Annotated in this window: 11 protein-coding genes; 6 read left to right on the top strand and 5 right to left on the bottom strand. The window is 55.6% G+C overall.

What is annotated here, in order from left to right:
- The 5 genes from M0974_RS23745 to M0974_RS23725 all read right to left on the bottom strand — a co-directional run.
- Window positions 1-360, bottom strand: a 360-nt coding sequence (locus tag M0974_RS23745) for a dihydrodipicolinate synthase family protein (protein ID WP_297842688.1), incomplete at its 3' end; no start/stop codon positions are given.
- A gap of 267 nt (window positions 361-627) precedes the next feature.
- Entirely contained in the window at window positions 628-1,377 is a 750-nt protein-coding gene (locus tag M0974_RS23740; protein WP_297842685.1) for a FadR/GntR family transcriptional regulator, read from the bottom strand.
- Window positions 1,378-1,472: 95 nt separating this feature from the next.
- On the bottom strand, window positions 1,473-3,209 hold the full coding sequence (locus M0974_RS23735) for an ABC transporter ATP-binding protein/permease (RefSeq protein WP_297842682.1): 1,737 nt from the start codon (window positions 3,207-3,209) through the stop codon (window positions 1,473-1,475).
- A 97-nt stretch (window positions 3,210-3,306) separates the two neighbouring features.
- The gene (locus tag M0974_RS23730; RefSeq protein ID WP_297842680.1) at window positions 3,307-3,867 is read right to left on the bottom strand and encodes a response regulator transcription factor; all 561 of its coding nucleotides are present in this window, start codon (window positions 3,865-3,867) and stop codon (window positions 3,307-3,309) included.
- Entirely contained in the window at window positions 3,860-5,122 is a 1,263-nt protein-coding gene (locus M0974_RS23725; protein ID WP_297842676.1) for an ATP-binding protein, read from the bottom strand. The genes M0974_RS23730 and M0974_RS23725 overlap by 8 nt, the downstream gene beginning before the upstream one ends.
- Window positions 5,123-5,412: 290 nt before the next feature.
- Between M0974_RS23725 and M0974_RS23720 the strand changes: the two genes are divergently transcribed.
- From M0974_RS23720 to M0974_RS23695, 6 genes are all read left to right on the top strand, one after another.
- Window positions 5,413-6,126, top strand: a complete 714-nt coding sequence (locus M0974_RS23720) for an SIMPL domain-containing protein (RefSeq protein WP_297842673.1) — start codon at window positions 5,413-5,415, stop codon at window positions 6,124-6,126.
- Between the two features lie 101 nt (window positions 6,127-6,227).
- Entirely contained in the window at window positions 6,228-7,826 is a 1,599-nt protein-coding gene (locus M0974_RS23715; protein ID WP_297842671.1) for an ABC transporter substrate-binding protein, read from the top strand.
- A gap of 265 nt (window positions 7,827-8,091) precedes the next feature.
- On the top strand, window positions 8,092-9,720 hold the full coding sequence (locus tag M0974_RS23710; protein WP_297842669.1) for an ABC transporter substrate-binding protein: 1,629 nt from the start codon (window positions 8,092-8,094) through the stop codon (window positions 9,718-9,720).
- A 376-nt stretch (window positions 9,721-10,096) separates the two neighbouring features.
- The gene (locus tag M0974_RS23705) at window positions 10,097-11,473 is read left to right on the top strand and encodes an OprD family porin (RefSeq protein WP_297842667.1); all 1,377 of its coding nucleotides are present in this window, start codon (window positions 10,097-10,099) and stop codon (window positions 11,471-11,473) included.
- A 90-nt stretch (window positions 11,474-11,563) separates the two neighbouring features.
- Window positions 11,564-13,159 carry an ABC transporter substrate-binding protein gene (locus M0974_RS23700; protein WP_297842664.1) on the top strand — a complete coding sequence of 532 codons (1,596 nt, stop codon included), beginning with the start codon at window positions 11,564-11,566 and terminating at the stop codon, window positions 13,157-13,159.
- Between the two features lie 76 nt (window positions 13,160-13,235).
- A partial coding sequence (locus M0974_RS23695; protein WP_297842661.1) for an ABC transporter permease subunit occupies window positions 13,236-14,138 on the top strand: 903 nt, incomplete at its 3' end.

Genomic DNA, 14,138 nt, shown 5'->3' with positions numbered 1-14,138 from the left:
TTGGCTGGCTTCGGTCAGGTAGTGCGGCAGCAGCAACAAGCCTTTGGCGCCCAGGCGCTCGGCTTCTTGTGCGTATTCGATCGCTTGACGGGTAGAACCGCCGACGCCGGCCAGAATCGGCACGCTGGTCGCGCAAGTGTCTACAGCAGTCTTGATGACTTCAGAGTATTCGCTGGCAGCGAGGGAGAAAAACTCACCGGTGCCGCCTGCAGCGAACAAAGCAGTAGCGCCGTACGGTGCGAGCCATTCAAGGCGTTTGATGTAGCCGGCCTTGTGGAAGTCGCCCTGAGCATTGAAATCGGTGACAGGAAAAGACAGCAGACCTGCGGAAAGGATGGACTTCAGTTCTTGTGGATTCATTATTCGAACACCCTGCATAGCTAATGTGGAAAAAGGCGCATCGGCTCTCAACCGATGTTGTATGTCATCGTACAACTAGAAATAGAATGACTCAATAGGGATTTTCAGAAATAGATTGATGGCGTGTCAGTCGGCGATGAATGGGGCCAATTGGTGAAAGTTTCCGTGGGACCGAATTCATTCGGGAAGGCCGCGACGCGGTATGTCAGACAGACCGCGCTGACTGCTTCCCGAATGAATTCGGTCCCACAGAATCACATGGGCTGCTTAAGCCTGTTGCTTTTCCGCTTCTTCATGAGCATGACGCAAGCGTTCACGGCTGTTGGTCAGGTGCAAGCGCATGGCTGCGCGGGCGGCATCCGAGTCTTGGCGGGCAATGGCTTCGAAGATTTCTTCATGCTCACGGTTCAGGCGAGTCATATAGTGCTGCTGATCGTCGTGGGCCAGATGCGCGGAATTAAGGCGAGTCCGCGGAATGATGCTGGTGCCCAGGTGCGTCATGATGTCGACGAAGTAACGGTTACCCGTCGACAAGGCAATTTGCAGGTGAAACTGAAAGTCGGACGACACACCGTCGGCGGCGTTTTGCGCCCGTTCGATCAAAGTGTCCAGTGCCGTTCGCATCGCCGCAAGCTGTTCCGGGGTACGGCGTTGTGCGGCCAGCCCGGCTGATTCCACTTCAAGGCTGATACGCAATTCAAGAATCGCCAACACGTCGCGCAAGGTGACGATGGTCGCCGGGTCGATCCGGAAACCGCTCGGGCTCGGTGTATCCAATACAAACGTGCCGATGCCATGACGGGTTTCCACCAGCCCGGAGGCTTGCAGACGAGAGATCGCTTCGCGCACCACCGTGCGGCTTACGCCCTGCTCTTGCATGATCGCCGACTCGGTCGGCAATTTGTCTCCGCGTGTCAGTTGGCCGCCGCGAATCCGCTCGGAGAGTTCAGTCACTAACTCTTGGGCCAAGCTGCGGTGCTTTCTGCGAACACGTGGCGCTGGGATTTGATTATCCATATCCGACATCGATCTCTAAAACTCTATTAGTACACATAATAGCGCAACCGGGTTGTACGACAACATCTGTAAAACCCGGTCGATTTCCTACGCCTTTAGACCACTGGCTCAGCGTGTGGCTGTTCACGCAACTGCCCGCCATCAATGCGCAAATGCCGACGGTGGAAGCGTTTGAGACTGGCCCGATGGCCTACGCTGAGCAGGGTTACGCCCGGCAACTCATCGATCAGCGCCTGATACAGCGCACCCTCATCTTCTTCATCCATCGCCGACGTCGCTTCGTCCAGGTACAGCCAGCTTGGTGCGTAGAGCAGCGCACGCGCAAACGCTACACGCTGTTGCTCACCCGGAGACAACATACGCTGCCAGTGATCGCTTTCGTCGAGACGCGGAACCAAGTGGCTTAAACGGCTGGTTTCCAATACTTGAGCGTAGCGCTCGGCCGGGTAAGCTTCTGGGGCCTGTGGATAACTTAATGCTTCGCGCAACGTGCCAATCGGTAGGTAAGGCCGTTGCGGCAAGAACAGATAACGCTCAGCCGGCAACGTCACGTGGCCCTCCCCGTCGCGCCACAAACCGCCCAATGCACGCAGCAACGTACTTTTACCACTGCCGGAACGACCGCTGAGCATCACACGATCACCCTGAGCGATATTCAGATGGGCGCCGGCCAGCAGATCGCGACCGTCTGTAAGCTTGAGCACCAGATTGTCGAAATGCAGTGCATTACCGTCACGGTCCAGCTTGATGTCGGAGGCGTGAGTCTCGTTGTCATGCATGCCCTGACGGAAACTCAGCAGACGATCACAGGTAGCGCGCCACGAGGCCAACGAGGTGTACGCGTCGATGAACCAGCTGAAGTTTTCCTGCACGTTACCGAACGCCGAGTTGATCTGCATCAGACCACCGAGTTCGATAGCGCCGGAGAAATAACGCGGGGCGGCCACGACAAAAGCGAACACAGTAGCGATCTGCGAGTAACCGGCGGTGAAGAAGGTCAGGCGCTTGGAGACCTTCATGATGTTCCAGTAGTTACTCCAGATCATGCCGAAGCGCGAGGTCAGTCGCTGATTCTCATTGGGTTCACCGTTCGAGAAGGCGATGCTCTCAGCGTTTTCACGAACCCGCACCAACGCAAAACGCAGGTCAGCTTCGTAACGTTCCTGTTGGTTGCTTAGCTTGATCAAACGCTGCCCGATCTTGTGCGTCAGCCAACTGCCCGCAGCGGCATATAACAGCGCGGCCCAAAACATATAGCCGGGAATGGTAATACCCAGAATCTCGATACTGCCCGACACGCCCCACAGAATGACTGAGAACGACACCAGACTGACCACGGTACGGATCAGGCCCAACGCCAGGCTCAAGGTGCTGGACGTAAAGCTATTCAGATCTTCGGACAGCCGTTGGTCGGGGTTATCGGTGTAACCATGTTGTTCGAGTTGGTAGTAATTTTTGTGCGCGAGCCATTTGGCGAAATGTTGTTCGGTCAACCAACGACGCCAGCGAATCGTCAGCATTTGCGTCAGGTAAAGACGGTACACCGCAGCGAAGATCGCAATCGCCGCGATGCCGCAGAAATACAGGATCAAGTGGGTGAACGCCGCCAGGTTTTTTTCCTGCAGGGCGTTATAAAAGTCTTTGTACCAACTGTTGATCATCACCGAAATTGCCACGCTGAACAGCGACAGTGCAATCACGGAAACCAGCAAAAGCCAGGCCATGCCTTTTTCTTCGCTGCGCCAGAACGGCGTGATCAGCTTCCAGACGCGGCGGAAGAACTCTCCTCGGACGGCGTCGTTGACCCCAGAATACTCGGCGTTGCGGTTCATTATTCAAGCTCGATTGGGATAGAAAAAACGCGTCGAGCCGATCATAGATGATCGACGCGGCGCTTCGCGAAGCCCGAAGACTTTGTTCAGCCCCTGTTCAGCGCCTGACCGGCCGTTTCTGCAATTTACGCTGCAAGGTCCGGCGATGCATGCCCAGCGCCCGAGCGGTCGCGGAAATATTGCCTTCGTGCTCGGTCAACACCCGCTGAATGTGTTCCCACTGCAAACGGTCCACCGACATCGGGTTTTCCGGCACCAGGGTATCCAGGTCTGCGTGTTCAGCCAGCAGGGCGGCCAAAACGTCATCGGCATCGGCCGGTTTGCACAGATAATTGCAAGCGCCGCGTTTGATGGCTTCGACTGCGGTAGCAATGCTCGAATAACCAGTGAGGATAACGACGCGCATTTCCGGATCGATTTCCAGCAACTTCGGCAACAGCACCAATCCTGAATCACCGGTCATTTTCAGATCGAGCGCTGCGTATTCCGGAATGTCGCTCTGCGCCAGCATCAAGCCTTCTTCGGCCGAGCTTGCAGTACTGACGCGAAAACCACGACGGCTCATGGCCCGTGCCATCACGCGGGTAAAGGTCGCATCATCATCTACCAGCAATAAATGCGGCAGTTCTTCGGCCTCGACTTGGATCTCGTCACTCATGCTTGTCTCCTCGAGCGTCACGGGGCAGGCGCAGCTCGGTAAGCGTGCCTCCCTCTTCGTGACTGTAGAGTTTTACCGAGCCACCCGCGCGGGTCACGCTGGCCTTGCTCAAAAACAGACCGAGGCCGAAGCCTTTGCCTTTAGTTGTAAAAAACGGTTTGCCTATTTGTTCGGCGATGGCCAGCGGCACGCCGGCGCCGTGGTCACGAATGCTGATGCACACTTCCAGCAGGTCCCAATCCAGGCGCACTTCCAACCCTTCAGGACAGGCGTCGGCGGCATTATTCAGCAAATTCAACAACGCTTGGGTCAAGTCCTGCGCAGGCGCAAGACTCGGGATTTGCCCCAGGCCCAATAGCTGGAAGCGATAACTGGCTTCCGGACGCATCAAGTGCCAGCGGTTCAGCGCTTCATGGAGCCAGTCGGTGACTTCGCGCTCTTCCAACTCCATACGACGATTGGCTTCAGCGGCGCGCACCAATTGTTGCAGGGTTTGCTTGCACTGCTTGACCTGCTCTTGCAGCACAGCAAGGTCCTCCTGCAACAGCGGGTCTTTATGGTCCTCGCGTATTTCCTTGATCAACACACTCATGGTTGCCAAGGGTGTACCCAATTCATGGGCTGCGCCAGCCGCTTGGGTCGCAATAGCCAGCAATTGCTGGTCGCGTAGGCCCTCCTCCCGACGCTCGGCGCGCAGTTGTTCCTGCCGGCGAAGTTCTTCGGCCATTTTTGCAGCAAAAAAAGTAATGACGCTCGCCGCCAAGGCAAAACTCAGCCACATGCCATAGATTTGCATGCTTTCACGGGCGATAGGGAACCTGCCCATTGGGTAGAACTGCACCAGCAACAGCGTGTAACTGGTCAGCGCCAAGCCGGAAAGCATCAATGAATACAGCCACGGCAATGTTACTGCGGCAATAGTCAGCGGCACTAAGTAGTACGAAACGAAGGGGTTGGTCGATCCGCCGGAGTAATACAGCAGCACGCTATGGATCAGCATGTCGAAGGCCAGTTGCACGGCGTATTCCAGCTCCGTGACCGGCCATGTTGTGCGTAGGCGGATAGCCGTCAGTACGCACAGCACCATGGAAAACCCGAGCGTGATCGCCAGTTGCGTCCATGGCAGCGGCAACAAATGCAGCAAATAGGCGACGCCTACCGAGCCCGCTTGCGCGGCCAGTACCAATGTACGAATAACGGTGAGGCGCCACAGATTCTGACGAGTAGCTGAAAGCAGTTGAACGGGGGCGAGCATGAGCTCTCCTGATGAGCGCTGCAGGCGAATCGCGCCGAGTATAACGAAGCAAATGTAAAAACAGCGTAACTGCGTCAAAGCGCCACAGCGATTGGGGTCAGTTCGCATTGTGGGACCGAATTCATTCGGGAAGCGGGCAGCGCGGTCTGCCTGACAAAACACGCCACGGCGTTCCCGAATGAATTCGGTCCAACAGAGGGGGCACCGGAACCGGAATGGATCATCTACAGTCTGATAGTTTTCCGTCTGACGGTTGCCTGTTGCAGATGGTTCATCAACAAGGAGTTTTTATGTTCAGCCTTCGCCCCGCTGCTGCCCTCTTCGCCCTTGGCGTTGCCACGTTTGCCAGCCTGCCGGCTTTGGCTGAGGAAGCGCGCTACAACCAGGTTTCCGTGCGCGCGGAAGTCAGCCAGGAAGTCCCACGCGACTTGATGATGGTCACGCTGTTTGCCGAAGCGCAGGACGCTGACCCGGCCAAGCTTGCCGCACAAATCACAGAGTCGCTGAACAAGGCGCTGGGGCAAGCACGCGAGGTCAAAGGTGTCACTATTCGCCAAGGCACCCGCAACAGCTCGCCGATTTACGATGACAAGGGGCAGAAAATCACTGGTTGGCGCGAACATGCCGAATTGCGCCTAGAAAGCGCCGACTTTGCCGCGCTGTCCAAGCTCACCGCAGAATTGCTCGACGGCCTGAAAATCGGCGGTATGGACTTTGCCATCGCGCCGCCAACGCGCAAAGCCGCCGAAGACACGCTGCTTAAGGACGCCGTTGCCGCGTTCAAAGTACGCGCACAATTGGTTACCGACGCCTTGGGCGGCAAGAGCTACAAACTGGTCAACCTGAACCTCAACACCTCGGGCTTTCCACAGCCGTACATGCGCGCGCCGGTCATGATGATGAAAGCCGCCCGTTCCGACGCTGCACCCACCCCAGATGTCGAAGCCGGCACCAGCCAAGTCAGCGTCAACGCCGACGGCGTGATTGAAGTTCAGATGCAGTAACACCCAGTCGGCGGTAGCCTAAGCAGTGCGGTACTCTCCGTTGTCTATTTGTTCGTCGGACATTTCAGACAACGCGACTACCGCACTCTTTCGAGGCTTCCATGGGAAAAACATTTCAACCCTTGTTGCTTGCCACTGCCCTATTGGCCTGTGCACCTCTGGCGCAGGCTGCCAGTACCTTGGTCTATTGCTCCGAAGCCAGTCCCGCCGGATTTGACCCGAGCCAGTACACCAGCGGCACAGAATTCGACGCGTCTGCCGAAACCGTGTTCAACCGTTTAACTCAATTCGAGCGCGGCAGCACCAACGTCGAGCCGGGTCTGGCGACCAGTTGGGATGTTGCGCCAGATGGCTTGAGCTACACCTTCCACCTGCGTGCAAACGTGAAGTTTCATACCACGGATTACTTCACACCCACTCGGGACTTCGACGCAGACGATGTGCTGTTCACCTTCAACCGTCTGCTCGACCCAAACCAGCCGTTCCGCAAAGCTTATCCGTCAGAGTCGCCCTACTTCAATGACATGGGCCTGAACACCACGATCAAAAGCGTCGACAAGATCGACGATCACACCGTGCGTTTCAGCCTGAACAACGTTGATGCCGCATTCATTCAGAACTTGGCCATGAGCTTCGCCTCAGTCCAGTCTGCCGAATACGCCGCGCAGTTGCTTAAGGAAGGTAAGGCCGCCGACATCAACCAAAAACCCATCGGCACCGGGCCGTTCGTGTTCAAACGTTATGAAAAAGACTCGCAGATTCGCTACAGCGCCAACACCGCCTATTGGAAGCCGGAAGACGTGAAGATCGATAACCTGATTTTTTCGATCAACACCGACGCCGCCGTGCGTGTGCAAAAACTCAAGACCGGCGAATGCCAGGTCAGTGGCTACCCACGTCCACAAGACATAGAGGTACTGGAGAAAGACCCCAACATCAACGTACTCAGCCAGCCCGGTTTCAACCTGGGCTTTCTGGCTTATAACGTGACCCATAAACCACTGGACCAACTCAAGGTGCGTCAGGCGCTGGACATGGCTATTGATAAACCCGCGATCATCAAAGCTGTTTATCAAAGCGCTGGACAGCTGGCGCAAAATGCCCTGCCACCTAACCAGTGGAGCTATGACCCGACGATCAAGGACGCTCCGTACGATCCAGCCAAGGCCAGGCAATTGCTTAAGGAAGCAGGCGTCGCACCGGGCACAGAAATCAGCTTGTGGGCCATGACTGTGCAAAGGGCGTCTAACCCCAATGCGCGAATGTCTGCGCAGATGATCCAATCTGATTGGGCAAAGATTGGTATCAAAGCCAACATCGTCAGCTACGAATGGGGCGAGTACATCAAGCGCGCCAAAAATGGTGAGCATGACGTCATGACCTACGGCTGGACCGGTGACAACGGTGATCCTGACAACTGGCTGGGCGTGCTTTATAGCTGTGCCGCAGTCACGGGCAGCAATTTCGCCAAATGGTGTGACCCCGCCTACGACAAGCTGGTGCAGCAAGCAAAAGTCACCAGCGACCGAGGACAGCGGATCAAGCTTTACCAGCAGGCGCAGCATATTTTGAAGGAACAAGTACCCATTACGCCGATTGCCAACTCCAAGGTCTTTCAGCCACTGCGTAAAGAAGTACACAACTTTAAACTAAGCCCATTTGGCCTTACCCCGTTCTACGGTGTGAGCCTCAGTAAATAGCCTTCAGTAACACCTGCGCTCTAAGCGGGTGCATTCCACCCGCTTGTTTGCACTTCCCCGGTGCGCCACATGTTTCTAAATGCGACCTCGCAAACGATCAAATGCGCTTAATATTATATTTATGCGACATTCCTGTACGTTCGTGCCACTGTTTGCCACTTCATTGGCGCCACCATCTTGCTTTGGGTATGGCGCCTGCATAAGTATCCGCAGGTCGACTCACAAGGTCGCCCTCTACTAAAAAATGACAACAACTGAGGCCACCATGCTCAAACAAGCGGTCATTCCGTTTTTACTCAGTGCAGGCTTACTCGCCTGTGCGCCTTTCGCTCACGCAGCGCCGTCCTCCCTGGTGTTTTGCTCGGAAGGCAGTCCGGCCGGTTTCGACCCAGGCCAATACACCACCGGAACCGACTTTGACGCCGCGGCCGAGACAATGTTTAACCGTCTCAGCCAATTCGAGCGCGGTGGTACGGCAGTCGTTCCGGGTCTGGCAACCAGCTGGGATATCTCCCCTGATGGCCTGACTTACACGTTCCACCTGCGTGACGGCGTGAAGTTCCACACCACGGACTACTTCAAACCCACGCGTACGTTCAACGCCGATGACGTGCTGTTCACGTTCAACCGCATGCTGAACAAAGACGATCCGTTCCGTAAGGCGTACCCGACCGAGTTCCCATACTTCACCGATATGGGCATGGACGAGAACATCACCAAGGTCGAAAAAGTTGACGACCACACCGTCAAGTTCACGCTGAAAACGGTTGATGCCGCGTTCATTCAGGACATGGCCATGAGCTTCGCGTCCATTCAGTCTGCTGAATACGCCGCCAAACTGCTCAAAGAAGGTAAAGCTCAGGACATCAACCAGAAGCCTATCGGCACTGGCCCGTTCGTGTTTAAGAGCTACCAGAAAGACTCCAACATCCGTTACACCGGCAACAAAGACTACTGGAAACCTGACGACGTCAAAGTCGACAACCTGATCTTCGCCATCACCACCGACGCGTCGGTACGGATGCAAAAGCTGAAGAAGGGCGAATGCCAGATCACTCTGTACCCTCGCCCTGCTGACCTTGCCGGTCTCAAAGAAGATAAAAACCTGAAGATGCCTGACCAGGCTGGTTTCAACCTGGGCTACATCGCTTACAACGTCATGCCAAAAATCAAAGGCAGCGACGAGCCGAACCCAATGGCTCAGCTGAAAGTTCGTCAGGCGCTGGACATGGCCGTGAACAAACAGCAGATCATTGACTCGGTTTATCAGGGCGCGGGCCAATTGGCTGTAAACGCCATGCCGCCGACCCAATGGTCGTATGACACCACCATCAAGGATGCAGGCTACAACCCTGAGAAAGCCAAAGCGCTGCTCAAGGAAGCTGGCATCAAGGAAGGCACCGAAATCACCCTGTGGGCGATGCCGGTCCAACGTCCTTACAATCCGAACGCCAAGTTGATGGCTGAGATGCTTCAGTCCGACTGGGCCAAGATTGGCATCAAGGCCAAAATTGTCACTTACGAATGGGGCGAGTACATCAAGCGCGCCAAAGCGGGTGAAAACGGCGCGATGCTGATTGGTTGGAGCGGCGACAACGGTGACCCGGATAACTGGTTGGGTACCCTGTTTGGTTGTGATGCAATGAACGGCAACAACTTCTCGAAGTGGTGCGACAAGCCGTACGACGACATTATTAAACAAGCCAAGGCAACGCCTGATCAGGCTAAGCGCATCGAACTGTACAAACAGGCGCAACACCTTCTCAAAGACGCCGTGCCGATTACGCCAATCGCGCATTCGACCGTCTATCAGCCTATGCGCAACAACGTGCAGGATTTCAAGATCAGCCCATTTGGTCTGAACTCCTTCTATGGTGTGAGCGTTAGCAAGTAAGAACGGTGTCACTGCGCTGTTACATACAGCGCAGTGACATTGATTCCAAACGCAAAGACAAGCCTACGGAAGTAAGCAACTGCCTGAATTGCAGTTGCCTACTACCTTTGCGAATTTTTCCTACGAGTTCTGAAGCACTCCGGACTATTTACTGCACAGCCCGAACACTCTAGTTTCGTGGGCTTGGGAAAATTGTTATTCGCAAAAAATTAAACCGTTTTTATGCACGGGGGAGTTGTTCGTCCCGCGTAAAGCCGTTCCGACGATTCGACAGTTGGCAGGAGCCAACACTTCGAACGAAGGGTTACCGAGCAGCACCAAAAGCCAGACCAATAAAACTGGCCCTTATATAAAAAAGTAGTAAGGGAGCTTCAACGTGAAAAACGCAGGTACCGCACTATTCGCCTTGTCCATCTCCGCCATGGGAGCAATGGCTCAGGCAGAAAGCGTCAGTCAGGGTTTCGAACCGACGACGGTTAGCAGTAGCAAGGCTCAGGATGACGCAAAAGGCTTCATCGAAGGCTCGCACATCAACGGCTCTACAAAGAACTTCTTTGCAAAAGAAGAAAGCAGCCGTAACGATCTTTTCAGCTACCAAAAAGATGGCACAACCGTTTCGACGCCGCGTCGCAACACCTGGACGCAAGGCACGATCATCGATTACTCCTCGGGGTTCACCCAAGGTGTTGTGGGCTTCGCAACCGAAGCCGCTATTTACAACGAAGTCGCACTTGAACAAGGCCGCGCGCGAATCGCTGGCGGCAGCAACCGAACGCTGACCGACAGCGACGGTGAGGCAGTTGATCAATGGAGCAAGTTGGGCCTGGGCAACGTCAAGGCCCGCATTTCCAACACCATCGTTACCGCTGGACGCCAGTCGATGAACACGCCAATGGTTGCCTTCATCGGCAACCGTGCGCTGCCATCGAGCTTCCAGGGTTTCGCGGTACAGAGTGATGAACTGAGCAATATGTCATTCCAGGCCGGTACCTTCGACCGCGTATCCCCGCGTACCGAACAAAGCCTGACCAAATTCCGCTCCGAATATGCCGACCGGGCCATCACTTCCGACCGTTTGAGCACGGCCGGCGTTGACTGGAAACCATCAAAAGCGCTGACCGCAAGTTTCTATGCGTCGGACCTGGAAGATTTCTGGAAACAATACTACGTCGGCATCAACCACGACCTGGGTGATCCGCAAGTGTTGGCGTTGAGCACTGGTTTTAACTATTACAAAACCAAGGACAGCGGCCAAAGCAAGCTCGGCGCGATCGACAACGATACGTTCAGCCTGTCATTCACCTTGGCGCACCAGGCCCACAGCTTCACCGTGGCCTACCAGCAAGTTGAAGGCGACACCTACTTCGACTACGCCCACGAAACCAACGGCATCTTCCTCGCCAACTCCCTGCTTTCGGACTTCAACGGCCCGAACGAGAAGTCGATCCAGATTGGCTACGGCTTGAACATGGCCGAATACGGCGTACCGGGCCTGAAGTTCAGCATCTACTCGGCACGCGGCTTCGACATTGACGGCACGCACTACAAAGGCACTGCGTACGACGTCAGATCCATGGACGGTGAGCATCATCAGGAGTACGGCTTCGGCACGGCTTATACCCTGCAAAGTGGCCCACTCAAGGCCAGCAGCGTTAAGGCCAGCTACACCACGCACCGCGCCACCGAAAACCAGGTTGACGGCAACATCCGGGAGCTGCGAATCGTGACCACGGTTCCGTTCAATATTCTCTAACCCAGTTACCGCGCCTGATGGGCTGGCTAGCGGAGCAATCCGCGGTCAGCTACACAGGCGTCACCACTCAGATGTTTGCGGAGGGTTTATATGAAATTGGTTTCTCTACGTACTTCGATTGCGCTGGCTTTATTCAGCGTCGCCGTCAGCGTTTCAGCCAAACCCTTGGTGGTCTGCACAGAGGCCAGCCCTGAAGGTTTCGACATCGTGCAATACACGACCGCCGTCACCGCCGACGCGGCAGCAGAGACCATCCTCAATCGGCTGGTAGATTTCGCTCCGGGTACTACAGATGTCGTTCCAGGCCTGGCTGAACGCTGGGAAATCAGCCCGGACGGTCTCACTTACACCTTTCACCTGCGCCAAGGCGTGAAATTCCATACCACTGACTATTTCAAACCAACGCGTACCCTGAACGCCGACGATGTACTCTGGAGCTTCCAGCGCCAGCTCGATCCAAAGCACCCATGGCATGGCAAATCGTTGATCGGTTTCCCTTACTTCGAAAGCATGGGCTTTACAGAATTGCTGAAAAGCGTCGAAAAAATCGACGACTCCACCGTCAAGTTCACGCTAACCCGCCCCGAGTCGCCGTTCCTGCGCGACATGGCCATGGCCTTCGCCTCGATCTACTCGGCTGAATACGGCGATCAGTTGCTCAAGTCCGGGAAAACCGCTGACCTGAACAGCAAGCCAATCGGCACCGGCCCGTTCATCCTTGTTCGCTATGCCAAGGATGCCCAGATCCGCTATAAAGCCAACCCTGATTACTGGAAGGGAAAGGTGCCGAGCGAAGCACTGATCTTTGCCATCACGCTCGACAACAACACCCGCCTACAAAAATTAAAAGCCAACGAGTGTCAGATTGCCCTTTATCCAAAACCGGATGACATCGCCAACATCAAAGCCGACCCCAATCTCAAGATCGACGAGATGGAAGCCATGATGACCAGCTACATCGCGATCAATACGTCTCACAAGTATTTGAGCGATGTGCGCGTGCGCGAAGCCATCAACCTGGCGTTCGACAAAAAATCCTACATCAAGGCACTGTTTGGCGCGGGCAAGGCGACCGAGGGCGTTAACCCGTATCCGCCGACGCTGCTAGGCTACGCCGCAGACATTCAAAATCCGCCGCATGACATTGCCAAAGCCCGTGCGCTGATGAAAGAAGCCGGTGTTCCAGAAGGGACTGTTTTCACCCTGTTCACCCGTAACGGTGGCGCAGTCACCAACCCGAACCCACTGGTTGGGGCACAAATGTTGCAGTCCGATCTGGCGCAAATCGGTATCAAGGTGGATATTCGCGTGCTGGAATGGGGTGAGATGCTCAAACGGGCCAAAAGCGGCGAGCACGACATGGTGTTTGCTGGTTGGGCCGGCGATAACGGTGACCCGGACAACTTCCTTACGCCGAACCTGAGTTGCGATGCGGCGAAAAACGGCGAGAACTACGCGCGCTGGTGCGACAAAACGTTCGAAGACGCGATTTCCAAGGCGCGTGCCATAACAGATCCTGCGGAACGTGCTGCACTCTATGAGCAAGCCCAACAAGAGTTCCACAAAGAACAACCGTGGATCAGCCTGGCTTACCCCAAACTGTTCACTGCCATGCGCAAAAATGTCGAGGGTTATCACATCAGCCCTCTGACCACTAATAACTTCGCCACCACACAGGTGAAGTAGAAAAAAAATACCGGCGTCGCTCGTAACCCGAGCTCCGCCGGTGCACGCCTAACCGGCTGATGAGGTACACCACAAGATGTTTAGTTTTATTGCCCGCCGCGTGGGGTTGTTGATACCCACCTTCTTCGGCATCACGCTACTGACGTTTGCCCTGATTCGCCTGATTCCAGGCGACCCTGTGGAAGTGATGATGGGGGAGCGCCGGGTTGACCCGGTGATGCACGCCCAAGCCATGGAACGCCTTGGTCTGAACAAACCGCTTTACGCCCAATATTTTGATTACGTCGGCAAGCTTGCCCACGGTGACCTTGGCGAATCGCTGCGCACGCGTGAAAGCGTGTGGACTGAATTCACCGCATTGTTCCCGGCCACACTGGAACTGGCGACTGCGGCCCTCATTTTTGCTGGCATCCTGGGTCTGTTGGCCGGGGTGATCGCGGCACTCAAGCGAGGGTCCCTGTTCGACCATGGGGTAATGGGTATCTCCTTGGCGGGATACTCAATGCCGATCTTCTGGTGGGGGCTGATCCTGATCATGTTCTTCTCGGTGACGTTAGGCTGGACTCCCGTGTCCGGACGCATCGACCTGCTATATGACATCCCGCCCAAAACCGGTTTCATGCTGATCGACACCTTGCTCAGCGATCAAGAAGGCTCGTTCCTCGATGCGCTGCATCACCTGATTCTGCCAGCCATCGTGCTGGGTACCATCCCGCTGGCGGTGATCGCCCGGATGACCCGCTCGTCGATGCTCGAAGTCCTGCGTGAAGATTACGTGCGTACCGCCCGCGCCAAAGGCCTGTCACCTGCCCGCGTGGTGTTTGTTCACGGCCTGCGTAACGCGCTGATTCCGGTATTGACCGTGTTCGGCCTGCAAGTCGGCACGTTGCTCGCCGGTGCAGTACTGACCGAGACGATTTTCTCTTGGCCTGGTATCGGCAAGTGGCTGATCGAAGCCATTGGCGCCCGGGACTATCCC

Origin of the sequence: Pseudomonas sp., from assembly GCF_026224925.1 — a bacterium.
Classification (GTDB): domain Bacteria; phylum Pseudomonadota; class Gammaproteobacteria; order Pseudomonadales; family Pseudomonadaceae; genus Aquipseudomonas.
The sequence above is the reverse complement of the archived record's forward strand: the minus strand, read 5'-3'. Positions and strand labels throughout refer to the sequence as shown.